General features: G+C 50.8%; 20 protein-coding genes, 1 tRNA gene and 1 riboswitch. Of the genes, 11 read left to right on the plus strand and 10 right to left on the minus strand.

What is annotated here, in order from left to right; genetic code table 11:
* Window positions 1-27 precede the first annotated feature (27 nt).
* Window positions 28-1,365, minus strand: a complete 1,338-nt coding sequence (locus MUG84_RS01370) for an RsmF rRNA methyltransferase first C-terminal domain-containing protein (RefSeq protein ID WP_244718300.1) — start codon at window positions 1,363-1,365, stop codon at window positions 28-30.
* A gap of 93 nt (window positions 1,366-1,458) precedes the next feature.
* Entirely contained in the window at window positions 1,459-2,613 is a 1,155-nt protein-coding gene (locus MUG84_RS01375; RefSeq protein ID WP_244718303.1) for a GGDEF domain-containing protein, read from the minus strand.
* Window positions 2,614-2,845: 232 nt separating this feature from the next.
* Between MUG84_RS01375 and MUG84_RS01380 the strand changes: the two genes are divergently transcribed.
* The 3 genes from MUG84_RS01380 to MUG84_RS01390 are packed head-to-tail and all read left to right on the plus strand — an operon-like array spanning window position 2,846 to window position 8,480.
* Window positions 2,846-3,970, plus strand: a complete 1,125-nt coding sequence (locus MUG84_RS01380; RefSeq protein ID WP_244718307.1) for a glycosyltransferase family 4 protein — start codon at window positions 2,846-2,848, stop codon at window positions 3,968-3,970.
* A gap of 12 nt (window positions 3,971-3,982) precedes the next feature.
* A complete protein-coding gene (locus MUG84_RS01385) occupies window positions 3,983-5,302 on the plus strand; it encodes a metallophosphoesterase family protein (RefSeq protein ID WP_244718311.1) in 1,320 nt (439 codons plus the stop codon).
* Window positions 5,190-8,480 (plus strand): AAA family ATPase, encoded by a 3,291-nt coding sequence (locus MUG84_RS01390; RefSeq protein ID WP_244718314.1) that lies wholly within the window; start codon window positions 5,190-5,192, stop codon window positions 8,478-8,480. The genes MUG84_RS01385 and MUG84_RS01390 overlap by 113 nt, the downstream gene beginning before the upstream one ends.
* On the opposite strand, the gene MUG84_RS01395 is transcribed toward MUG84_RS01390, so the two are convergent.
* Window positions 8,467-9,495, minus strand: a complete 1,029-nt coding sequence (locus tag MUG84_RS01395) for a YkvI family membrane protein (RefSeq protein WP_244718317.1) — start codon at window positions 9,493-9,495, stop codon at window positions 8,467-8,469. The two genes, MUG84_RS01390 and MUG84_RS01395, sit on opposite strands and share 14 nt — an antisense overlap.
* Window positions 9,496-9,668: 173 nt before the next feature.
* On the opposite strand from MUG84_RS01395, the gene MUG84_RS01400 reads away from it, so the two are divergent.
* From MUG84_RS01400 to MUG84_RS01420, 5 genes are all read left to right on the plus strand, one after another.
* Window positions 9,669-10,262: a DedA family protein gene (locus tag MUG84_RS01400; RefSeq protein WP_244718320.1), complete on the plus strand. Its 594-nt coding sequence runs from the start codon at window positions 9,669-9,671 to the stop codon at window positions 10,260-10,262.
* Between the two features lie 97 nt (window positions 10,263-10,359).
* Window positions 10,360-10,932, plus strand: coding sequence for a xanthine phosphoribosyltransferase (locus tag MUG84_RS01405; protein ID WP_244718323.1), 573 nt, complete (start codon window positions 10,360-10,362; stop codon window positions 10,930-10,932).
* Between the two features lie 84 nt (window positions 10,933-11,016).
* A complete protein-coding gene (locus MUG84_RS01410; protein WP_244718327.1) occupies window positions 11,017-11,346 on the plus strand; it encodes a hypothetical protein in 330 nt (109 codons plus the stop codon).
* A gap of 105 nt (window positions 11,347-11,451) precedes the next feature.
* The gene (locus tag MUG84_RS01415) at window positions 11,452-11,667 is read left to right on the plus strand and encodes a hypothetical protein (protein ID WP_244718330.1); all 216 of its coding nucleotides are present in this window, start codon (window positions 11,452-11,454) and stop codon (window positions 11,665-11,667) included.
* A gap of 236 nt (window positions 11,668-11,903) precedes the next feature.
* Window positions 11,904-11,988 (plus strand) — tRNA-Leu (locus MUG84_RS01420).
* Between the two features lie 84 nt (window positions 11,989-12,072).
* On the opposite strand, the gene MUG84_RS01425 is transcribed toward MUG84_RS01420, so the two are convergent.
* The 5 genes from MUG84_RS01425 to MUG84_RS01445 form a co-directional block, all read right to left on the minus strand.
* Window positions 12,073-13,032, minus strand: coding sequence for an ABC transporter ATP-binding protein (locus MUG84_RS01425; protein WP_280521115.1), 960 nt, complete (start codon window positions 13,030-13,032; stop codon window positions 12,073-12,075).
* Entirely contained in the window at window positions 13,029-14,021 is a 993-nt protein-coding gene (locus MUG84_RS01430) for an ABC transporter ATP-binding protein (protein WP_244718348.1), read from the minus strand. Before MUG84_RS01430 ends, MUG84_RS01425 begins: the two co-directional genes overlap by 4 nt.
* Before the next feature lie 19 nt (window positions 14,022-14,040).
* The gene (locus MUG84_RS01435) at window positions 14,041-14,988 is read right to left on the minus strand and encodes an ABC transporter permease (RefSeq protein WP_244718351.1); all 948 of its coding nucleotides are present in this window, start codon (window positions 14,986-14,988) and stop codon (window positions 14,041-14,043) included.
* Complete coding sequence (locus tag MUG84_RS01440; protein WP_244720874.1) at window positions 14,985-15,923, minus strand: ABC transporter permease; 939 nt, start codon at window positions 15,921-15,923, stop codon at window positions 14,985-14,987. Before MUG84_RS01440 ends, MUG84_RS01435 begins: the two co-directional genes overlap by 4 nt.
* A gap of 119 nt (window positions 15,924-16,042) precedes the next feature.
* Entirely contained in the window at window positions 16,043-17,749 is a 1,707-nt protein-coding gene (locus MUG84_RS01445; RefSeq protein ID WP_244718354.1) for a peptide ABC transporter substrate-binding protein, read from the minus strand.
* Between the two features lie 357 nt (window positions 17,750-18,106).
* Window positions 18,107-18,219: riboswitch (glycine riboswitch) on the plus strand.
* Window positions 18,220-18,373: 154 nt separating this feature from the next.
* On the opposite strand from MUG84_RS01445, the gene MUG84_RS01450 reads away from it, so the two are divergent.
* Together MUG84_RS01450 and MUG84_RS01455 are read left to right on the plus strand one after the other, a co-directional pair.
* A complete protein-coding gene (locus MUG84_RS01450) occupies window positions 18,374-19,714 on the plus strand; it encodes an alanine/glycine:cation symporter family protein (protein ID WP_244718373.1) in 1,341 nt (446 codons plus the stop codon).
* Window positions 19,715-19,846: 132 nt separating this feature from the next.
* Entirely contained in the window at window positions 19,847-20,749 is a 903-nt protein-coding gene (locus tag MUG84_RS01455; RefSeq protein ID WP_244718376.1) for a divergent polysaccharide deacetylase family protein, read from the plus strand.
* Here MUG84_RS01455 and MUG84_RS01460 read toward each other — a convergent pair.
* Window positions 20,724-21,428, minus strand: a complete 705-nt coding sequence (locus MUG84_RS01460; RefSeq protein WP_244718379.1) for an N-acetylmuramoyl-L-alanine amidase — start codon at window positions 21,426-21,428, stop codon at window positions 20,724-20,726. The genes MUG84_RS01455 and MUG84_RS01460 overlap by 26 nt on opposite strands.
* Before the next feature lie 143 nt (window positions 21,429-21,571).
* Here MUG84_RS01460 and MUG84_RS01465 point away from each other — a divergent pair, with 143 nt between their 5' ends.
* A complete protein-coding gene (locus MUG84_RS01465) occupies window positions 21,572-21,757 on the plus strand; it encodes a YqzE family protein (protein WP_244718382.1) in 186 nt (61 codons plus the stop codon).
* 61 nt (window positions 21,758-21,818) lie between these two features.
* Here MUG84_RS01465 and MUG84_RS01470 read toward each other — a convergent pair whose 3' ends face one another.
* Entirely contained in the window at window positions 21,819-22,817 is a 999-nt protein-coding gene (locus tag MUG84_RS01470) for a hypothetical protein (protein ID WP_244718385.1), read from the minus strand.
* Window positions 22,818-22,846: the final 29 nt, after the last annotated feature.

Genomic DNA, 22,846 nt, shown 5'->3' on the forward strand with positions numbered 1-22,846 from the left:
CAAATGGGTACCTTTTTGTGTGAGGGATCAAAATTGACGAAGTCCTTTGGGGTAATGGTTCTTCAGCTGGCCGCTGCTGGCTTTGCCCCAACCGAGTGGCAGGCCGTCGACGGCAACGAGTGTCCACCCGCGCAGAGATGGATCCGCCTGAAGCGTTTCTCCACGAAGATACGCCTCTACCTGCGGGTCACCCGTCGTCAGCATGACATGCTGCTTGGCTTGCTGCGGTGCCAGAGCTATGGCGAGAGCATGAGCAGGTTCGATGCGGTTTTTCTTCAAATGCGCCAGATGAAGACCGGCTCTCGGAATTTTGAGTCCGCTGATGTGAAGCGGTTCCTCTGAGGGAAGAAGATACAAAGACTCGCCGAATAGCACAGGTATGCCGGCAGGCATGAAGCCAGGAAGCTCATTCGAAGACCAGTCCGTAAATTCACGTAAAGCGGATTGTTCAGCTTTATTTTTTCCCTTATCCTGTGTTTTGCGCTGCCGCTGTTTGCTTCCGTTCTGATCCAGACTTTCTTTTTTTCGCAGAAAGGCGACAAAATGTCCTTCGCCAGCCTCCAGATGAGGCCAGAGCCTTTTCATTTGAACGATTTCCATATCCGGATACGCCTTGGTAAAAGACTCCATCGTGTCTTCATTTTCGCTTCGGTTGAAGGTGCATGTCGAATACGCCATCGTACCGCCGGGTTTAAGCATCAGGTAGGCGTGATCAAGAATGTCGCGCTGGCGGGTGGCGCACATATCCACCATCGAGGGGGACCACTCCTCAAGTGCTTTTGGATCCTTGCGGAACATGCCTTCGCCAGAGCACGGTGCATCGAGCATGATCCGGTCAAAAGCTTCCGGAAACCGGCGTGAGAGCTCATCTGGTGCGGCACAGGTGACCACGGCGTTGACAACGCCCATCCGCTCTACGTTTTCCGCAAGAATTTTGGCGCGTTCGGGGTGAATTTCATTCGAAACCAAGAGTCCCTGTCCTTGCATTTTGGATGCGATATGGGTGCTTTTGCCTCCAGGAGCGGCTGCAAGATCCAGAACGGTTTCACCCGGCTGCGGATCCAACAGTTCTACCGCCGACATAGCCGAAGGCTCCTGGATGTAATATAGCCCAGCCTGATGGTAAGGATGTTTGCCCGGTCTTGAGTTTTCGGAGTAATAATAGCCGCTCGGGCACCAAGGAATTGGTTTCAGGTCAAACATGGAGATGACAACTTCCTTTAGTTCCGGTGTGGCTTTTAGCTCATTAAAGCGCAGCCCTTGCGTTCGCGGAAGATCATAGCTGTGCAAAAAGGCGGGGAGTTCCCCGCCCAGAAGAGACTTCATTTGTTCAATAAATGCGGAAGGCAGCGTTTCTTGGCCCATGGTTCAAACTCCTTTGCTTCTGCAGTGATGTACTGGATTATACAATCCTCATGCTGCGATGTGAATTTAGATTTATGTATGCTTTCTTCCTAATTAAGAAACGGTTTCTTCCGCCTCCTGTTTCGGGTATGTTTTCTGGTAGGGGGATACCTTGTTTTTGCCTGTCGTTTTGGAGTGGTACATCGCCTGGTCAGCTTGTTTCACCAGCTCTTCGCCTGAGACATTTTTGCGCAGGGAGCTGTATCCGATGCTTAGCGTCACGATCGACTCCTCGGCTACTCTGGCACGGATGCGCTCTGCGATTTGGGCGACCTTGGCCCGCTTGTCCACGACCAGCGCCACGAGCTCCTCGCCGCCGAATCGGCCGCTTAGTCCGACATCCGTCACTTCTTCATCGATGATGGCTGCGACCTGCTTCAAGACCAGATCGGCACGGTGATGCCCTTGTGTATCGTTCAGCTTTTTGAAATTGTCGATATCGCAAAATATCATAGATACCTTTACACCCTGATCAACATAGCGGTTCAGCTGCTTGGTAAAATAACGGCGGTTGTACAGATTCGTCAAGCCGTCCGTAATGGAGGAACGGTAAATCGACTGCATCAGCTCGACAATCCGTTCGAACAGGATTAGGAATATGATCGTGTAATAGGCAAGCGGCAGCCATAACAGAGCCCCATCGATCCACGGACCTTGCAGGTCTGCATAACGCGAGAGCATGCCGAGCGCTATATATACAAAATAAACGGCAATTCCCGCAAAATATTTACCGCGCTGGCCGATCCGCCGTGAAATGAAGGTACCTCCTGCATATAGAATACCCAGCTGATAGACATCCAAGTATATCGTTTGCCAGCTTGTTCCTCCAAATGGGATAACGGCAGAAATCAGCGGCACCGGGAACAGCAGCGCCAGAACACCAAACACGATGTAAGAGGCCTTGTTCATGCGCTTATACAGCTGATAAACCGAGAGATTCAGAAGCAGGAACGAAAAAATTTGCAGATCATGAATCCAGCTGTAGCTGCTTGCATCCTTCGTCGGTGAGAAAGCGAAATGGATGTTCAGACCTTCATATGTCATAATAAAAAGAAAGGCAGTTACCATTGAAAGATAGGCTTTTTTTCGCTGTTTGCTGTACATAATGAGGCACATCAGCGTCATGATGAGTATGATGTACAGACTGCATGCTGATGCTATTACCGCCTGAATGGCGGAAGATGATCCAGTTACGTAAGGCATAATCATATATCGGCTCCCGAAAATGGTTTTCCTTTACTGAAACATATGTTCCAATATATCATAATTTCAAAGATCCTGAAACGAAAGGAACTTGCAGAATCCTTGAGGAACGGGTTTCACTCAGTAATATATAAATCGGAAATTTTCCGTTCGATCATTAATTGTGGCCACAGTTCATAAGGCTGACTGATTCTGCAAGATTCCCTAGAAAAAGAGATACGGAAAGGGGCGTTTCCCCATGAAATTACTACAAGCACTCTTCTTTCCACCGGAGCAACCAGGTGGTGTTTCCTCAATGATTCCTTATATGCAGGAGCGTTTTCAATCATCAAGGTGGGATATGGAGATGTTCTGGCTGCCAAGGCGCATCCGCAACAAAGGCCATGAAGAGATCCATTTTGAAACCTTCGACTGGACGGAATACGGGGACAGTCCCACGGTCCAGAAATATATTCAAACCTACAGGGATTATTTATGGTGGACCAAACTACGCCTTCAGAAGCCTTATGATCTGATCCATGCTCATCATCCGATCGCGGGGTTGGCGATGAAGCAGGTCTTTCCGGAAGTGCCGCTCATCCAAACAATCCACTCCAGTTATGAAAAGGAACTGATTTTGAATGGGAAAATCGAAGCGGACGGACCAGAGCACCGGTTTTTGGTTTCCTTGTACCGGGAATTGGAACTGCGTAGCGAACGGATGCTGACCGTATCACGGTCGTTTGCGGATTATCTGGGTGCTTACGTGGACCGTCCCGAGAAGATCGGCGTTACGCCCAATGGATTTGATGAAAAACGTTTTAAGCCGGTTCCTCATGAAAATGAAGTGCCGCAGCTGATTACCGTATGCCGGCTGGTGCCTGCCAAAGGTCTTGATATTCTGCTCAAGGCATGCGCAGAGCTTAAGAAAAACGGACTGGATTATGTCCTTCATATTATTGGTGACGGTCCTTTCCGCACGGAGCTTGAAACGCTGGCCAAGCAACTTGGCATTTATAATGAAACCATTTTTTACGGATATACGCTTCATCCGGAAGAATTTATGCCTTTCTTTGATATATTCGTTCTGCCATCCAGAGCGGAAGCGTTCGGCTCTGTATTTGCCGAGGCCGCGCTGAGCTGTCTGGCGCTTGTCGGAACCGATGTCGGCGGGATTGCCGAACAGATCGAGGATGGCGTCAACGGTCTGCTCGTGCCGCCTGAAGATTATATGGCGCTCAGCGTAGCGCTGGAGAAGGTCATCACCGATCCGCTCTATCGCTATGATTTGGCGCGTACGGCATGGGATAAGGCGAAAAGCCATTATTCCTTGACCTATGCCGTGAACGAACTTAAAAAAATATACTTACAATATTCTTCGTGAAAGAGTGATTGAATGGTTCCTTTTAAGTTCATTCATACGGCAGATCTTCATCTCGACAGCCAGTTCAAGGGGATCAGCGGAGTGTCAGATGACATCCGCTCCTTTTTGCGCGAGTCCACGTTCGCTTCACTCGACCGACTGATGCAGCTGGCTGTTTCGGAGCAGGTTGATTTTATAGTGATCAGCGGGGATGTATATGATGCCCAGGATTCATCGCTGCAGGCTCAGCTGCGTTTTCATGAAGCACTGGACCGTTTTGGAGAGCACGGCATCGGGGTCTATATCATCCACGGGAATCATGATCCGCTAGACAGTCCGCGCATGAAAACTGGAAAAAGGGAGCATGTCCATGTTTTTGGCCCGGAATTCGAGCAGGTGACGCTACTACGGAGGAAGGACCAGAAGCCTGCGGCCGTTATCGGCGGCATTTCATATCCGACCGCTAAAGTGACGGAAAATACATCGCTGCGTTTTCGAAGGAGCAGGGAGGAATCCTTGTTCCATATTGCGCTTTTGCATGCCAATGTGGACGGAGATCCGGCCCATGAAACCTATTCACCATGTACAAGGCAGGATTTGATCCATTCAGGCTATGATTATTGGGCGCTTGGACATATTCATAAAAGGCAGATTCTAAATGAGCTTCCCTATATCGTTTATCCGGGCAATATTCAGGGCCGCAGCATCCGTGAGACTGGTGCAAAAGGATGTTACGTGGTTCAGGTGAACGAGGACGGGAAAGCGGACTTGATGTTTCATGAGCTGGATACGGTCCGCTGGTTTCAGGAGGAGATTCCAATTGACAGCATGGAAGGCGAGGAAGCCTTTCAAGTACAGGTAGAGGATCGGATGCAGCAAATCCGCAGTGAATGTCAAGGCAAAATGAGCATCGTCAGATTTGTCATTACGGGACGGGGAAGTTTACATGAGAAGCTGGAAGAGGGACGGATTGCAGAGGAGCTTCTTCACGAGCTGCACCGGAAGGCGGTACGCTCAGCTGCAGAGCCAAGCGGGTTCGAAGGACTCGTCTGGGTGGAAAGCTTTCATGTGAGGTCGGGTCCATGGATTGACCGGAATGCCTTGCTCCTGGAAGACAGCTTTCTCGGCGAGCTGCTGCGTTACGGCCAGCATGCGAGAGAGGATGAGAAAAGCCGGAGCGAGGTGTTCCGTAAAGCATTATATCCTCTGATGGCTAACCGTGAGCTGAGCAGGCTCCTGAATGAAGCGGCTGATGAAGAGAGGAACGAATGGCTGCAACGGGCTGAAGAGATGGCCATTCTTCTTCTCTCTAGCCATGAAGAAGGAGGGGGTGGAAAAATCGATGAGGATTGAACGTCTGCACATTCATGGCTTCGGCAGAATCAAAGAACAGGAGATCCAGTTTAATAGTCCTTTGACCGTATTGGCGGGTCCGAACGAAGCCGGAAAAAGCACGATTCTCATGTTTGTGCGCGCGATGCTATACGGCATACCGAGCCGGGCCTTTCCGGCTGAACGCTATGAGCCTTCCGGAGGCGGCAGTCACGGGGGGATGCTGGTAGCCGAAGCAGCGGATGGCTCCAAGTGGACCATTACCAGATATGCGGCACCGGAGCGGCGTACAGGATCAGGACGAAGTGAGCAGCCCACCATCGTGAAAACGAATCCTCAGGGAACTGCTATACATATGACTCAACATGATTTGGAAAAAGAGCTTTTGGGCGGTATGTCGCGGGATATGTTCAATCAGCTGTTCGCCGTTACACTGACAGAGCTTCAGGAAATTCGGACGCTGCAATCGGGCGATATGGGCAGTTATTTGTTTCATGCCGGCTTCGGCGGGGGAACGGAAATCGTCCGTGCTGAACGGAAGTTGGTTCAGAACATGGAAAAGCTGTACAAGCCGCGTGGACGGGTACAGGAAAGCGCCAAGGTGCTGCAGCGGATGGAACAGCTGCAGCGTGAAATTTCAGAGAGCAGGTCTTATCTCTCCAAATACATACACGCCGAATCCAAGTTATCGGAGACACAGCAAACCATCGCGGATGTGGATATTCGTAGAACCGACTTATCCAGGCAGCTTGCAGTGCTGCACAAGGCGCAGGAGATTCGTCAGCAGTGGCTGGAATGGAAGGAAGCGTCTATTGAACGGGGCGGAATTTCAGGTGAGGTCTCATTTCCTGAAGAAGGTCTTTCACGCTTAGAACGGCTTCGTGAAGAGCGGAATCGGATCGATATCAGGCTGGAGGAACTTGAGCGGGCATTAGAGGAATGGAAAAAGCAGCTTGCGAAGCTTCAAACGGATGAGCTGCTTATAAGCCAAGGACCGGTCATTGAAAGGCTTGCAGCGCGCCGAGAGATGATGGAAATACGGATAAGAGAGCTTCAGGAGTTATCCGGTGAGGAGGCTGCCTTAAAAGAGCAGCTTCAAAGATTACTTCGGCAGATTCATCCTGGATGGGGACAACTTGAACTGAGGTCATTCTCTGGCGCTGTCTCCGAGAGGGAATCCGTCCGGCGGTATGCGGCTGGGTTTGCCGGATATGACCGGCGGATGGAAGGCTTTGCGCTTGAACGTGAGCAGAAGAACAGGCAGCTTGAATCAGCTGAATACGAGTTGGAGCGGGCAGAGGCTGCTGTTTCCGAACGTAAAGAAGCAGGCAAAATCCGTTTTCATATGATTATCCCGCAGACCAGGACAGAACTGTTGACGGCTTGGCAAGAACTCCAATCGGAAGCGGAGCGGTGGCGCGAGTCCAGACTCAGCCGTGTTTCGGCCATGAATTATGAAGAGCAGGAGGCCTTGGTAAGCGGGCGGATGAGGGCGCTGTATCGAAAGCTGCTGTGGGGAAGTGCCGTACTTACTTTGGCTTTTCCTGCTATATTGTGGATCATGAAATCTCCTTGGGGTGCCCTGGCGGCTTTCCTGGTCTTTATCATAGCCGATGTTCTCTTATGGCGTGGAAGCGAGGCATTGCCAGGAAATAGTACTTCCAGATCCGGAAGAAGGAAGAACGGGTCTCTCTATTCGCCTGAAACTGGTGAAGAACGCATATCACACTTAATGTCCTCCCTCGTTTCCGATCCGCTGACAGCATCAGCCTCTTCAGATGGACCATTCACGCGAAGCTCTTCCATTTCCGATCAGGATATGGAGTCTTCTCTGCGAGAGCTGCGGAAGCTGGTTGATGCCCGGCTGCTGTGGCACGAAGAACTGGAACAGTTATCTGCTGATGCGGATGGAGTAAGGCAGCAGGCTGAATTGTTTAAGCGCGAACGGCTTGCTCTCATACGCAAAATGGACGGAGAACAACATACCTTTGAGCAGTTGGATTCACAGTGGCGCTGCTGGCTTGTGGAGCGAGGTCTTGAGGAAGGCTCATCGCCTGAAACGGTGATGGATATGTTTGGCTTCGCCGAACAGGGGATGGAGCTGGTCCGGCGGCTTGATGTGCTTGGCCGTAAATGGCAAGCCTTGAAGCAGGAGATCGATGCGTTTGAGAAGGAATGCCTTACGATATTACCGGAGCATGAAGTACTGGATCTCCACCTGCTCTCCCATTTGGGGATGAGAATGAGGTCATGGGAGGAACAGCAACATCTCCTGCACAAAAGGGAAGTCATCGGCTCCAAGCTGGAGCCTGTCCAGGAAGAAATGTTCAGACTGGAGAGAGAGAAAAGCCGACTAGAGAGAGTTATGCAGTCACTGCTTGATGAAGCTCAGGCTGCGGATGAAGAGGAATTCCTACGGATCGGTGCCGTCTCGGAACGCCGTAAAGAGCTCGAACGCATGATCAGACAGCTGGAAGTTAACATGTTCAGCGGCTGGTCGGGCGACCGGGAGCAGGCTCTGCTGAATGTGTTAAATCACTATGATCAAGCGGCACTGGATGAAGCTTGCATCCGAGCAGAGGAGGAGATGTCTTCGGCTGAAAAGCGCTGGAATGAGCTGCAGCAGCAGCGGGGCAGGCTTCTCCAGGAAAGAGATCATCTGGTGCGTCTATGCTCACATGACACAGCACTTCAGCAGCTGGAGGAAGAAAGGGCTCATTTAAAAGAAATTGCCTCAGAGTATGCGGTTCTGTCCATCTGCGCTGAAATGATTGCAAGGACCCGGGGAATATATGAGCAAGAAAAACAGCCCCAGGTACTGAAGCTGGCTTCAACGTATTTTCATGAGCTTACCCGGGGAAGTTACAGCCGGATCGTGATGAAAATGGGTGAGAAACGGCTGCTTGCTGAGCATCGTGACGGCAGTTTGATTGACAGCTCGCTTCTCAGCCGGGGAACGGCCGAGCAGCTGTATTTGGCGATGAGGTTCGCGCTCGCCGGCAGTATGAACAGCCAGGTCTCTGTTCCGCTGATCCTGGATGATCTGTTCGTGAATTTTGATGAGGACCGGATGTGCTCCGCCCTTGATGTGGCTGGCAGGATGGCTGAGAACAAACAAATTATACTGCTGACCTGCCATAGGTATATGACCGATCATGTGCAGAGAAGGCTTCCACAAGCTGAGATTATTCGGATTTGAGCATCAGCCGGGCGGCCCAAAGAATAGCCAGACAACCAAACAGCGGATACAGCACGGACAAAAGGGAGCTGAATCCTACTTGGCTAAGGAGAAAACAAATGAACATGACGCCCACTGAAATCAGCTTCGGGGACAGTGAGGTATGCTGCTGAAGTTGAAGCGTTATGCCATATATATCAGCCACGAACGTACTGAATATTTCCATGAATATCAGCACCACATAAATGATTTGGACAACTGGGCCGAGGTGTGTGGCAATGATGCCCATTGGAATTTCGTACTGCTGGATGCCAGGCATGTGTGCGGAGATTGCGATATGAGCAGAGAGCAGCATTAGCCCGACGCCGAAGCCGCCGATCATCCCGCCCCATTTTACTGCTGTTTTGCTCTCTGTCTTACTTCCCAGCGGAACAAGCACGGCTTGAGCCATGACCAGATTAAAAGCCGTATAAATAATGGGAGATAGCCAAATTGCAACCATATGATGATCTGTAGACAAGCTAAGGAAGCGGTCAGCGGTGGGCAGCTTGATTGTATTCAAAACGATAAGCAGGGATAAAGTTAACATCATAGGTACGACGATACTGTTAATCTGTAAAATGGCATGAATGCCGTGTTTCAGCAGCAGATAGGTGCCAATGATCGTTAACAAAAGGCCTGTCTGATAATGGAGATTGAGATGCTCCATAAATACCGAGCCCGCACCGGCCAGCATAACGCTGTTTACGCCAATCAGCACAATCAACATGATCATGCTGATCACACTCCCTGCTTTGGGCCCGAACAGATGCTTGTTCAAATCTTCATAGGATCTGGCGGATATCTGGCGCGACATCAGCATCATTTTCGTTCCAAGCCAGATGAACAGGGCCGTAGCCAGCATAATGGTCAATGCGCCCCATTTGCCAAATTGGGTGAAAAATTGGATGATTTCCTGTCCGGTTGCGAAACCGGCTCCAACGATCGTTCCGATGTATGTAAATGCGATTTGAAAGATGCGAATCCCAGTTTTCATTATGTTCCTCCCTGCTTTAAAGCGGCGCTATTGTGTACATCGCTTAGTACAGGTTATGATGGGGACATGAAGGACATGACTCTACCTGTCCAAAAAACGGTTAGACGTCGGATTGGATATGACAATGATGACAAACTCTAGAACTGCAAGAGAAAAGGGAAGAGGTATAACGCTTGACGGAAATTATGGTTTACCTGACTCAATACGGTTACATAGCTTTGTTTGTACTTCTGGCTTTAGGCATTTTGGGAATTCCCATACCGGATGAGACGCTGATTGCGACCTTTGGCGGGATGATTGCGCAGGGATATTTTCATTTTGCCGGAGGGTTGTTGGTCACATTTCTAGGCAGTATGACAGGTATGCTCATCAGCTATGCACTGGGACGGAAAGTCGGCAAGCCGCTGCTGGACCGTTACGGCAAGTGGATTCGGATGACTCCGAGCCGCTTACAATCCACGGAAGCTTGGTTTAGGCGCTACGGCTCATGGAGTATCATTCTAGGTTATTTCGTTCCAGGACTCCGGCATTTGTCTTCCTACATGGCAGGGATCTCCAAGGTTCCTTTCAGCCGTTTTCTGCTGTATGCAGCCGTGGGCGCATTGCTGTTTTGTACAACATTTTTACTGATCGGCCATGCTGTAGGCTACCACTGGAATGAAATTGCCGTACTGATCAAGCGTTCGTCCCATCGGATTGGTTTATTGGTCTTCGCTCTGATCGCACTTGGAACTTGCGCTATTATCTGGTGGAGAAAAAAACGGTGATTGTTAAAGGCTTTGTTGTGTTATAAATTATTGAAAAATGGATAAAGGTTATGTTATTTTTACGTCAAATAGAAGCGCCGTCTTGGGGGTTGATGGAATGGAAAAATTAAAGCAAAGAATTATTGAAGAGAGCATGGTTATGTCGGAGCAGGTTTTGAATTTGGACGGGCTGCTCAATCATCAGGTGGATCCTGAGCTGACGATGGAGATGGGCCGTGAGTTTGCAAAGCGTTTTGCGGATGCAGGCGTGACCCGCGTCATTACGGTTGAATCCTCCGGCATTGCTGTCGCATTTGCCACAGCGTTCGAGCTGGGTGTGCCTCTGGTATTTGCTCGCCGCAAAAAAACGCTCCTGGCCGATCCTGATGCGCTGTGCGAGCGAGTTCCATCCTTCACCAAAGGAATCGTCACGGATATCATGCTTTCGCGTAAATATATTCATGAGCAGGATAAAGTATTGTTTGTTGATGATATTATCGCCAACGGTGATGCGGCAAGAGGGCTCGTTAAAATTATCAACCGTTCGGGTGCTGAGCTGGTTGGTCTTGGCGTCGTGGTGGAAAAAAGCTTCCAGGCAGGTGCCCGTGCCATTCGTGAGCAAGGAATCCGGCTCGAATCGCTGGTACGCATCGAGTCGCTTGAGGGCGGCGTCATCACTTTTGGAGAGTAATCGTCCAAATATAAACAATTCCTTTCAAGTGGCATTCTTTTCGCTTATAATATAGTTGAGAACACGAAGAGGGGAGGCGGCACAATGGGGAAACAACCGGTAGCGGAGCAGTATTTCGTCGATAAACTGGCTGCAGCGAAGGATCATTTTGAACGCGCTTTGGATTGCAAACATACGGAGTTTGATGATCTTTATCCCTATATGATGGAGCATCCTCAGTTTTTCTGGTACAAACGCTATGTCGCCTGGTCAGAGCTGCTGACCATCGTGCGCATGTGTGATGAGCTTGACTTTTCCTGGAAGGAATTGTTTACCCCTCATCAGGTGGAGTATGTTGAAAAACGGGTGATGTCTTCGACCGTGCTCGATTATTGGTTTGAGAAGAACGACAGCAAAGAACACGCACAACGTTAATTTGCCCATTAGATAAATTCAGGCAGGATGCTGCTGCAAAAGATAAGACCTAAATGAGCCCATTTAGGTCTTTTTTTGTGAAATAACAGAAGGGGGGCGAAAATAATGATTACCGATGATCAGCTGAATAACTACCGCCTTTCCGGAGAGATGGTTCGGGTCGTACGTGACAACTTGGAAGAGAATGATGTCAAAGGAATCGTGGTCGCATGGAATGACGAACAGGTCATGATCCGCCGTCGCAACCGGAAAGTGGTTAAACTTGACCGAAGCTATATCTACCAGCCGCTGGACGAGCCTCGTATAAGCCCGGAAGCTTAAACATCAAAATCTAAGCAGTCTTTATCATGGCAGCAACCGCTTTGACTTTGGTTAAGGCGGTTGTTTTAAATCGGGAGTACACCGGAATCTACATGGTAAGGTCAGTTTGGTTGACAAAGCTTATAATAACTTTTTTCTATAAAAAGTGTTGACTATATTCTGTAGCCATGGTATGATATATCTTGTCACTGCGATAGAGTTGGAAACGACGAAACAGCTAAGCGATGAATATATATGCGGTCGTGGCGGAATTGGCAGACGCGCACGGTTCAGGTCCGTGTGGGCTAACCCCCCGTGGAGGTTCGAGTCCTCTCGACCGCATCCTACTTTAAAAGTCAACAGGCTCTATGATTACTTAATATAAGTAATCATAGAGCCTGTTTTTATTTGTTCGGGTCGGTCAGCTCAAACCAGATGGCAGGCGACATCATGTCCCGGCTTCGCTTCCCGGAGCTCAGGCTTGCGCTCGGCGCAGCTCTCGACCGCATACGGGCACCGCGTCCGGAAGGGACAGCCGCTCGGCGGATGCAGCGGACTCGGAAGCTCGCCGCTCAGCACGATGCGTTCCTTGCCGGCCTCTATGTCGGGATCGGGGACGGGAATGGCGGACATGAGCGCGCGTGTATACGGGTGAAGTGGCTCGACATACAGCGTACCGCTGTCGGCCAGTTCCACGATCTGACCCAAGTACATGACGGCAACTCGATCGCTGATATGCTTGACCATGGACAGATCATGCGCTATGAACAGGTAAGTCAGTCCAAGACGCTTCTGAAGATCTTTCAATAGATTGACGACCTGAGCCTGTATCGATACGTCAAGCGCCGAGATCGGCTCGTCGCAAATGATGAACTTCGGATCGACAGCCAGTGCGCGCGCAATTCCGATGCGTTGGCGCTGGCCTCCCGAGAACTCATGTGGGTAGCGGGTGGCATGATCGGGATTAAGTCCGACCAGATAAAGCAGCTCCTCGACCCGCTTCCTGCGCGCGGAACGGCTGTCGGCGAGACGGTGAATATCCAGCGCTTCCCCGATAATGTCCATAATGGTCATGCGTGGATTCAGCGATGCGTACGGGTCTTGGAAGATCATCTGCATCTCACGGCGGAGTGCCTTGAGCTGCCGCGGTTTGAGCCGGTAAATATTCGTATCTCCGTACCAGGCTTCCCCTTCCGTCGGCTCGTACAAGCGGAGGATCGTCCGTCCCGCCGTCGATTTGCCGCACCCCGATTCGCCTACCATCCCGAGCGTCTCTCCTCTGCGGACGGTGAAGCTGATGTTATTGACGGCCTTCAGCGTTTGGCCCCGTCCAAGATGGAAATGCTTGCTCATCCGGTTAATCCGGAGCAATGGCTCTGTGCTCATCTGGCCACCTCCCGTGCCAGCGGATGAAGCAGCCAGCAGCTCGCGCTGTGGGTTCCGCTGCTGGCGGTTGATTCTGGCTGCCGCTGCTGGCAGATACTCATCGTGTGGTTGCAGCGAGCCCAGAAAGGGCAGCCTGTCGGCGGTTTGGCCAGATCGGGCGGCGTACCATAAATCGGCACGAGCGGTTCATCTTTACTCTGATCAATCCTCGGCAGGGAACGCAGTAGGCCTCGTGTATACGGATGCTGCGGCTGCTTGAATATTTCCTGCTTCGTGCCGGTCTCGACGATTTGCCCCGCGTACATGACGATAACGCGGTCGCACAGATCCGCCACAATGCCAAGATCATGCGTAATCAAAATAATCGATGTCCCAAATTCGCGCTGCAGAGATTTTAGCACGCTCAGAATCTGGGCCTGAATCGTCACGTCGAGCGCCGTCGTCGGCTCGTCCGCGATGAGTAGCATAGGACGGCAGGCCAAGCTAATAGCGATCATGGCCCGCTGCCTCATGCCGCCGGAGAACTCATGCGGATATTGTGAGAAGCGTGAGGCTGGATGGGGGATGCCGACCATCTCCAGCATCTCTATTGCCCGCCGCTTGGCTTCCTGCGCTGTCATGTGCTGATGCTTTGTCAGCACCTCGGTAATCTGGCGGCCGATCGTCATCGTCGGATTCAGCGAAGTCATTGGATCCTGAAAGATCATCCCGATATCCTTGCCCCGGATGGACTGCATTTCCCGTTCCTTCATGCGCAGCAGATCTTTTCCTTGGAATCGGATTGCTCCTTGATGAATGCGGGCGGGAGGCTGCGGCAGAAGGCGCATGATCGCTTGGGCGGTCACGCTCTTGCCGCAGCCGGATTCGCCGACGATGGCGACGGCCTCGCCGGGCTGAACATGGAATCCGATGCCGCGCACGGCTTGCACCTCGCCGCCGCGGACGTGGAAGGAGACGCGGAGATCTTGGACTTCTAGCAACGCTTTCATGGGCGAACCCTCCTTGTCTTTATTTTTTCATCTTCGGATCGAGTGCATCGCGCAGCCCGTCTCCGAACAGATTAAAGCACAGCATCATCAAACTGATGAACAGCGCAGGGAAGGCAAGGCGCCAAGGATAAATTATCATGGTCTTGAGCGCGTCGTTAATCATTGTCCCCCATGATGCGGCCGGCGATTGTACGCCTAGCCCAAGGAAGCTCAGTACTGCTTCACTGAAGATGGCTGCCGGCACCGCCAAGGTCAAGGTGACGATAATCGGGCCCATCGCGTTCGGTAGGAGATGCCGGAATAGAATGCGCATGCCCGATGATCCTAGGGAACGGGAGGCGAGGGTGTATTCCTGATTTTTGAGCTGCATCATCTCCCCGCGCACGATCCAGGACATATTGATCCAGCCGGTCACGCACAGCGCCAAAATAATCGTTCCCAGGCTCGGTTCGAAGACAACGACGAGCAGAATCGCCACCAGCAGATCGGGAATGGAATAGATGATTTCAGAGATTTTGTTCATTACCTCGTCGAGACGTCCGCCGATATAACCCATGATTCCGCCGTAGATAACACCGATGACGAGATTGATGGCCGCGGCGGAGAAGCCGACAGTAAGAGAAATACGGGCGCCCATCCACGTACGGGCGAACATGTCGCGGCCGAGATCGTCCGTGCCGAACCAATGCTCGGAGGAAGGCGGCAGGTTCGTCTTCTCCAGATTATTGGAGTAGTAATTGTAAGGAGTCAGCATCGGGCCAATAATAGCCATGACGATGATGAGCAGCAAGAAGACAAGCCCCGTCATGGCAACCCGGTTGCCGCGCAGACGCAGCCAGGCGTCGCGCCATGCGGATGCGCCTTCCTGTTCGATCGCTTCCGCCGCATGTTCGCTGACGTCCGCCTTCCGGAAATCTTCCGGGCTCAGAGTGTATACTTCGGCAGAGGAGGAATGGTGCATTGTCATGCGGCCTTCTCCTTTCTCGAGATAAGAGTGATGCGGGGATCGATGATTCCGTACGCGATGTCGGTGATGAAGCGGGCGCACATCAGAATAAGCCCATAGAATAGGGTAATACCCATAATGAGCGAGTAGTCGCGGTTGCTGATGCTCGTGACGAATATTTTGCCGAGCCCACCGATTCCGAAAATTTGCTCGATGATGAAGGAGCCTGTCACTACGTTGGCCGTGAGCGGTCCAAGATAAGTGACAACAGGCAGAATGCCGTTGCGCAGTACATGCCGGCGGATGATGGCACCGCCAGATAAGCCTTTTGCCTTGGCTGTCTTAATATAATCGGCAGTCAACACTTCCAGCATATTCGAGCGCGTCAGGCGAGCAATGAAGGCGATAGGCAGGGCGGAGAGCGCCAGGGTTGGCATAATGTAATCAAGCGGACCGTTCAGGCCGACGACATGCAGCCATTTCAGCTTCACGCCGAAACTATATTGGAAGAAGGAGGCGAGCACGAAACTGGGGACCGAAACGCCCAGAACGGCGATGACCATCGAGGCGGAGTCGAGCAGCTTGCGATGCCGCAGCGCTGCGACCATGCCCAGGCTGACGCCGATGACGACGGAGACGATAATCGAGACAACGCCGAGCTTTAGGGAGTAGGGGAAGGCATCACGAATCATCTGTCCGACTTCGCGGTCCTGCATTTTCATCGAGATGCCCAGATCACCTTTCGCCAGGTTGGATAAGTAGACGAAATATTGCTCATACAGCGGTTTATCCAGTCCGTATTGGGCCATCAGTCGGGCGCGAATTTCGGGCGGAACCGCTTTTTCGGACATGAACGGATCGCCGGGAATGGCCTTCATGAGCAAAAATGTGACGGAAGCCAGCACCCACAGCGACAGAATGAGATAGAACAGCTTGGTCAAGGAGTACCGAATCATGGACATCCTCCTTCTAGTCATGTTCATTCCACCACGGATATGAAGAAGCGGGACGCACCGGCAAATGGCCAAGTGCATCCCGAACGGACTTCATACCGGGCAGGGCGCGAACTGCGCCGTTATTCGAAGTAACCCCGGTTGAAGATGATGTTTCCTTGGTAGTCGATAAACACGTTTTTAAGATTGGATTTCTTGAGCGCGACGTTTGTATAGTAGTACAGCGGAAGAATGGCCTGATCCTGCTCGATCAATATGCGCTCCGCTTTCGCCATCAATTCCATCCGCTGCTTGTTATCAAGCGATTGCTTCGCCTCGTGAACGAGCTTGTCGTATTCCGGATTGCTGTATCCGATATCATTGTTGCCGCTTCCGGTCATGTACAGATCGAGAAAGGTCATCGGGTCGTTGTAATCGGCTTGCCATCCGGCTCGTGACATTTGATAGTTGAGCGAGGTACGGTTCTTCAGGAAGACGCCAAATTCCTGATTCTCGATTTTTACTTTGATGCCTAGATTTTTGCTCCACATGTCGACGATGGCCTCGGCCACCTTTTTATGGTTTTCATCGGTATTGTAGATGAGCGTAAATTCAGGCATGGCAGAGAGCCCCTCCTCACTGAGCCCCTTTTGCAGCAGTGCCTTTGCTTCCTCTACATTTTCCTTGAAATAATCGTTCTTGTGTTCGGAGCGGAATTCGCCGTTCTCACCCGCGATTCCCGGAGAAACAACGCCAAATGCGGGCAGTTGTCCGCCAAGAGTCACCTTATCGACGATCAACTGGCGGTCGATCGCCATCGCCAGCGCTTTGCGGATGTTGACGTTATCAAACGGCTTCTGTTTATTGTTGAACAAATAGTAGTAGCTGGAGGCGATACCCTTAATCTCCATTTCGTTCGGCTTCGTCTGCTTCAAAATCGGAATCTGTTCGTTTGGAATGCGTCCGGTCGGCATGCCGGCAAAATCGAGCTGGTCGGTCTCGTACATATTCAATTCCGAGCCGGCATCATCTACCATGGTCATCTGCACTTTGGTGAATTTAATTTCGTCCTTAGCGTAGTAATTCTCATTCTTAACGATCTCAAGCGAGCTCTGCTGCTTCCATTCGCTCATTTTGAACGGACCGTTCGAAATGATGGTACTTGCGTCGGATGCCCACTTCGGATTGTTTTTCACAGAGGAATGTACCGGGAAATAGGTCGAGAATGAAAGAAGGCCTAAAAAATACGGAGTGGAGTGCTCTAACTCGACCTCAAGCGTATTGGCATCGACGGCCTTGACGGCGACCGAATTCGGGTCGGCGTTTTTTCCGGTGTTATACGCTTCAGCGCCCTTGATATAGTACATCTGATAGGCGTATGGTGGCGCCGGCTCTAGTTTCGGATCGAGCACTCGCTTCCACGCGAACTCAAAGTCAGCCGCAGTCACGGGATCTCCGTTCGACCATTTTGCGTCCTTCCGCAAATGGAAGGTGTACTTGAGTCCATCTGGAGAGACTTCCCACTTCTCTGCCGTGCCTGGAATGGCTTTACCGTTTTCATCGCTCCGCGTCAACCCTTCGTACAGTCCGGTGAGTACGGCAAACCCCACGTTGTCTTGCACTTGAGCGGGATCGAGCGATGGCGGATTCGAATGCAGATTGAAGCGGAAGACCTGCTCCTTCGGTTTTTCCGTCTTACCTTCAGGTGCCGGATCGGCAGGTTTTTCATTGTTCTTCGCCGGTGGCGGGGAAGAGTTGGTGTCCTGACCGCCGCTGCTTCCGCAAGCACTCATCAATGCGCTTACAATCAGTAGTAATGTCAGCATGGCTAGCATGGATTTGTGTTTCATTCGCATAGCTTACCCCTCTCTTGATATGAAGTGGTCCACCTGGCCGGCGGCAAATCGATATAGCGTAAGCGATACGGCCATCGGTGTATCCCTTATCATTTTATAAACATGCCAACTCGTCTTCGTATATTCCCATTTTCGATAAATTTTCATAAGCCAATAAAGGTAATTATACCCAATCAAATAAACATCCTTGTCAAATCGTACAATGAATTCTATAATGGTTACCAATCAAAATTGCATACACACTGGATGAAGTTTACGGGAGACAAGCGGCAGCTTGGCCGAAGGGGCATAAAACTCTCAGGCGCCGAAGAGGTGGGATTATACCCAGTCTCGGGAGGCAGGACCGTAAGTGGACAGGACTCTGGAGAGACTCCATTCATGGAGCACCGAAGGGGCAATACGCGTGAAGGGAAGGAATCTCACAGCGCGTTGAAACTCTCAGGTAAAAGGACAGAGATTGCAGGATCGGTTACCCGAATTCGTACACGCTAAAGATGTGCATCGTTTCACATAGCTTGGCGTAATATTCTGCAAATTTGTCCCCAGAGTCAAATCCTTGGATTTGGCTCTTTTTTCATGTCGTCTAAGAGAATACAACATCATGAGGGGGAAAAAGAAATGCACGTGTTAGAGCAATTAAACAAATGGGTATGGGGGGCGCCGCTGCTCATTTTATTGGTAGGAACAGGGATATGGCTGACATGCCGGCTCGGTCTGTTGCAGGTTATGAGGCTGCCGCTTGCCTTAAGACTGGTGTTCAAGGCCAAAAGTGAAGGGGAAGGTGATGTGTCGAGCTTCGGTGCCTTGGCGACGGCGCTTGCAGCGACTGTCGGTACAGGAAACATTGTTGGGGTTGCGACCGCAATCCAAATCGGGGGTCCCGGAGCATTGTTTTGGATGTGGATGGCCGCGTTTTTCGGGATGGCAACGAAGTATGCGGAAGGTGTATTAGCTGTGAAGTATCGGATCACGGATGACAAAGGACAAGTCTCCGGCGGACCGATGTATTATATTGAACGGGGACTTGGGAGTAAATTCAAGCCGCTTGCTATATTTTTTGCCGTAAGTGGTGTACTGGTAGCACTCTTCGGCATCGGGACATTCCCACAAGTGAATGCGATCGTGTCTTCGACGCAGTCCAGTTGGGGAATCCCCGTGATTGTGACGGCGGGAATCATGACAGTGGTAACCGCACTTGTTACATTGGGCGGAATCAAAAGCATTTCGCAAGTGTCGACCAAGGTTGTCCCCGTGATGGCCATCATTTATATCATCACATGTCTAGTCGTGTTGATCACTTTTATTGACCAAATCCCGCATGCGGTAGCCCTTGTTTTTCAGAGTGCGTTTCACCCGGCGGCAGCGGGCGGAGGTTTTCTTGGCGCAACGGTTATGATGGCGATTCAGAGCGGGGTCGCGCGAGGGGTGTTCTCCAATGAATCGGGTCTGGGGAGTGCTCCAATTGCAGCGGCGGCTGCAAAGACCAAGTGGCCGGCAGAACAGGGACTTGTATCTATGACCGGTACGTTTTTTGACACGATCATTATTTGTACGTTAACAGGGCTAACTTTGATCGTGACAGGGGTCTGGCAGGGAGATGAGCGCGGGGCGATGATGACTCAGGCGGCATTTGATGCCGCGATTCCTTATGGTTCGATGATTTTGACGGTATGTCTGATGTTATTTGCATTTACTACGATTTTGGGCTGGAATTATTACGGCGAGCGTTGTATCACATATTTGTTTGGCGTGAAATCCATCCTGCCGTACCGCATCGTATTTATACTTTTGATTGCCTTTGGCGCTTTTATCAAACTGGATGCAATTTGGCTGCTTGCAGATATTGTGAATGGGCTTATGGCACTGCCGAATTTGATTGCCCTATTGGGTTTATCGGGAGTGGTTGTAGCGGAGACGCGTCGATATTTGCAGCATATGAGAAGTCAAAAGTTAGGGTGAGGTGGCTAAAAACGGTAGTTTTGAAGAAATTATTCCCGCAGTCGTTTTACTGATGTGAATACATATTTCCTCCTGCTTTCTCAAACAATGAGGTAAACGACCAACGTTGCAATGAGAAGGAGGAAGAAGGTCTTGAAATCACGGAAAAAATATGAATGGCGTATCTGCGTGAAGGCCGCCGGATTGGCTTTGCTCCTTGCAGCCGCACCTGCACTTACGGTATCTGCTGAAAATTCGTCAGGCGGGCTTGACTCGAATATGGGAACACCTTCAATAAACAAGGACGTTCAGCCGATCTCGCAAAACCCTGTAAATAAGGAAAAAAAGGTTGCGGTTATTATTGATGACTTTGGGAACGGCCAGGGTGGAACGGAAGAGATGCTGTCCATGCCCATCAAGCTGACGGTTGCGATTATGCCATTTTTGCCGACAACACGTAACGACGCCGAGCTGGCTCATAAGAAAGGCTACGATGTTATTGTCCATATGCCGATGGAACCGAAGCAGGGAAACCCTAAATGGCTTGGTCCCGGTGCTATTACGGCCAACATGACCGATGAAGAAGTCCGCAAGAAAGTGGAAGAAGCCATTGATAATGTCCCGTATGCAATCGGCATGAACAACCATATGGGATCCAAAATTACCGGTGACGAACGAATTATGACCATTGTGCTTACGGTTTGTCGGGAGAGGGGACTTTTTTTTATCGATAGCAAAACCAACTACCACTCCGTGGTCGGTAAACTGGCCGTGAGAATGGGCATGCCGCCCGTCGCCAATCATATATTCCTTGATGATTTTCACACGACCGGCCATATCAGCAAGCAGATGAAAGCCGTCGAAGAATTCGCCACAGAACATGACAACTGCGTCACGATCGGCCATGTAGGAACTCAAGGCAAGAAGACGGCGGAAGTGCTGCGAAGCAGCGCTGCCAGCATGCAGGGCCGTGTTACCTTTGTAGGCATCAGTGATCTAGTCAGAGATATCTGGGGCTGGCAGCCTTCGCCTATATTACCGTCAAATAATAATTGATTCCATTTGCAATGGCTTGGGCGATTTTCAGCTGGCCTCTGCGGTCCGTCAACATGGCACGGTCTTCTGCATTGCTCAAAAAGCCGGTTTCGACGATCACCGCCGGATCGGCTACCTGGTTGAGCAAATAAAAGGGCCGGCCATGCTTGATGGAACCCCTGGTGCCATAGAGAAGGTCGAGCTGCTGTTGAATGGCAGAGGCAAGCAGGACACTACGTCCTTCATCTTGAAAGAGAACCAGCCCGCCGCGTTTTGCGGTATTGCGTCCCCAGTTGACATGAAGGCTGACAACGATCAGTGTAGGGATTTGCTGGCTAAGTTCTTTTCGCTGGGCCAGATCCCGTTGATGTCTAGATCTGCTGTTTAACCAATGATTGTCATCGCTGAGCGCGTAATCGCCTGTCCGGTTCAGCACGGCATGATACCCTTTGCTGCGCAGCAGCATAAATAGTTTTTGTGAGATCGCCAGATTAATATCTTTTTCCAAGATATCCTGAAAAGAAGTTCCTCCATCGATACCCCCGTGGCCTGCATCGACGATAATGACGTCCGTTGGAAAGGCAGGATGCTCCTTAACTTCCTTGGCCGGGCCGGTTTGAGACATGACCTGTACAGGAAAGCTCAGGGCAAGAGATGCGGCAATAAGGACTGAAACGGTCAGCTGTAGAAGCTTAATCATATGTAAAGGCCATCCTTTCGAAGATGTATGGTCAGCAATAGAATGTGCAAAAATCGGAAAAAAATGCATGAATTGAAGGCCTGTTTAAAATACCGCGGATTTGCGTAAGCTATAATCATCACAGCTGCGGAGGGGATGCGCGGATGGCCAGTGGAGATGAACTCGTAAAATACATTACCGAACGTTTCGTGACGTATATAGAAACACCCAAGGAAGAGCGGAAGCTGCGCAGCAAACCGAAGGAACCTTGGGCTGAAAAATGGTTTGGGATGATTCCACTCGGATTGACGCTGATGAAGCGGCAAACTGGCAGGAAGAAGCAAAGATGAGGAAAAAGACGCCTTAACCGGGTAATACCGGCGCAGGCGTCTTTTCATTTGCTGTAATGTTTTATATATGAGATAAGTTCAGAATGCGGAATTCGCCAAGGGAAAGAAGTGAGGATGTAGGCAAATAACGGCTGCCATGAATTCCGGAAGCTGCGTATAGAACGACACTTTCCTTACCTGCTGTTGACCAGGAATGAAGTCCGGTAATGGCAAATGGCGCTCCGTAATTTGCATTATGGCCGGGTGACGTAAACACTAGGCTGTTGTGCTCAGCTTTGAAGGCCTGAATCAGATCGCTGTTTCCCTTAACCGGTAACTTAGGCGATGAAAGCCATAACAGATTGTCGTATGGATTGCTTGTCCGCTGCTGCTCAGGCAAACTAGTCGTTGAAAGCCGGATTCCCTGATGTGGAGTCAGACCTCCGCTAACCGAATTGCGATCAGGCGCATCTATAGGCAGTTCCTCCGCAGTGATTCCATGGATATAAACCGTATTCTTCCCTGGCTGCGAAACCTTCCATACCGGAAGCAGCGCAGCATACTGCGCTTCAATACTAAGGCCTGCAGGCAGCTTGGCACCCACTTTCAGAATGCCAAGCTGCTTCAAGCGGTTGTAGAGAGCTTGCGTGTTATATGGCATCTCGTCATCCCGGCCATATTCACTGAGCATGTAATTTCCATCATCGGTCGAAGTCAGGATCAGATAGCCGATCGGTTTGCCGTTTTGGCTGACCGTAGCTAGCCAGCTGTGTGTCCCCGGCCCAAGAGGATCGTAGGAGATGCTGGCGTTTTTCCATTTTTCAAAGGCATCCTGCCTGGATAGCTCGCTCACCACATCCTGCGTAAAGCTTTGCAATGAAGAAGGAGCAGATGCAGTCCATTTTTGACTGAAAACCATATTTTTTAAGGCGGCTGCTGTATTTATAGAAACATTCTGTTTGACGGAGGTTGTGGCTGCAGCTGCTCCGGCTGCATTAGCCGCACTCGTTCCGGCTGACATCAGGCACTGGGCAAGGAGAAGGGCGGCGGCCGCTTTGGCGGTGAAGGGGATTATATTCATTCGTTTCACCTTTCTTGTTTTCGGGCGTT

Origin of the sequence: Paenibacillus mangrovi (assembly GCF_022898935.1) — a bacterium.
GTDB lineage: Bacteria > Bacillota > Bacilli > Paenibacillales > Paenibacillaceae > Paenibacillus_AQ > Paenibacillus_AQ mangrovi.

Bases quoted from the DNA above. Each gene is read 5' to 3' on its own strand.
- MUG84_RS01460 (WP_244718379.1), bottom strand. From the start codon at position 21,428: ATGATTAAGCTTCTACAGCTGACCGTTTCAGTCCTTATTGCCGCATCT.
- MUG84_RS01450 (WP_244718373.1), top strand. From the start codon at position 18,374: ATGCACGTGTTAGAGCAATTAAACAAATGGGTATGGGGGGCGCCGCTG.
- MUG84_RS01430 (WP_244718348.1), bottom strand. From the start codon at position 14,021: ATGAAAGCGTTGCTAGAAGTCCAAGATCTCCGCGTCTCCTTCCACGTC.
- MUG84_RS01405 (WP_244718323.1), top strand. From the start codon at position 10,360: ATGGAAAAATTAAAGCAAAGAATTATTGAAGAGAGCATGGTTATGTCG.
- MUG84_RS01370 (WP_244718300.1), bottom strand. From the start codon at position 1,365: ATGGGCCAAGAAACGCTGCCTTCCGCATTTATTGAACAAATGAAGTCT.
- MUG84_RS01445 (WP_244718354.1), bottom strand. From the start codon at position 17,749: ATGAAACACAAATCCATGCTAGCCATGCTGACATTACTACTGATTGTA.
- MUG84_RS01415 (WP_244718330.1), top strand. From the start codon at position 11,452: ATGATTACCGATGATCAGCTGAATAACTACCGCCTTTCCGGAGAGATG.
- MUG84_RS01440 (WP_244720874.1), bottom strand. From the start codon at position 15,923: ATGATTCGGTACTCCTTGACCAAGCTGTTCTATCTCATTCTGTCGCTG.
- MUG84_RS01390 (WP_244718314.1), top strand. From the start codon at position 5,190: ATGAAGCGGCTGATGAAGAGAGGAACGAATGGCTGCAACGGGCTGAAG.
- MUG84_RS01465 (WP_244718382.1), top strand. From the start codon at position 21,572: ATGGCCAGTGGAGATGAACTCGTAAAATACATTACCGAACGTTTCGTG.
- MUG84_RS01425 (WP_280521115.1), bottom strand. From the start codon at position 13,032: ATGAGCACAGAGCCATTGCTCCGGATTAACCGGATGAGCAAGCATTTC.
- MUG84_RS01385 (WP_244718311.1), top strand. From the start codon at position 3,983: ATGGTTCCTTTTAAGTTCATTCATACGGCAGATCTTCATCTCGACAGC.
- MUG84_RS01435 (WP_244718351.1), bottom strand. From the start codon at position 14,988: ATGACAATGCACCATTCCTCCTCTGCCGAAGTATACACTCTGAGCCCG.
- MUG84_RS01380 (WP_244718307.1), top strand. From the start codon at position 2,846: ATGAAATTACTACAAGCACTCTTCTTTCCACCGGAGCAACCAGGTGGT.
- MUG84_RS01375 (WP_244718303.1), bottom strand. From the start codon at position 2,613: ATGATTATGCCTTACGTAACTGGATCATCTTCCGCCATTCAGGCGGTA.
- MUG84_RS01410 (WP_244718327.1), top strand. From the start codon at position 11,017: ATGGGGAAACAACCGGTAGCGGAGCAGTATTTCGTCGATAAACTGGCT.
- MUG84_RS01470 (WP_244718385.1), bottom strand. From the start codon at position 22,817: ATGAATATAATCCCCTTCACCGCCAAAGCGGCCGCCGCCCTTCTCCTT.
- MUG84_RS01395 (WP_244718317.1), bottom strand. From the start codon at position 9,495: ATGAAAACTGGGATTCGCATCTTTCAAATCGCATTTACATACATCGGA.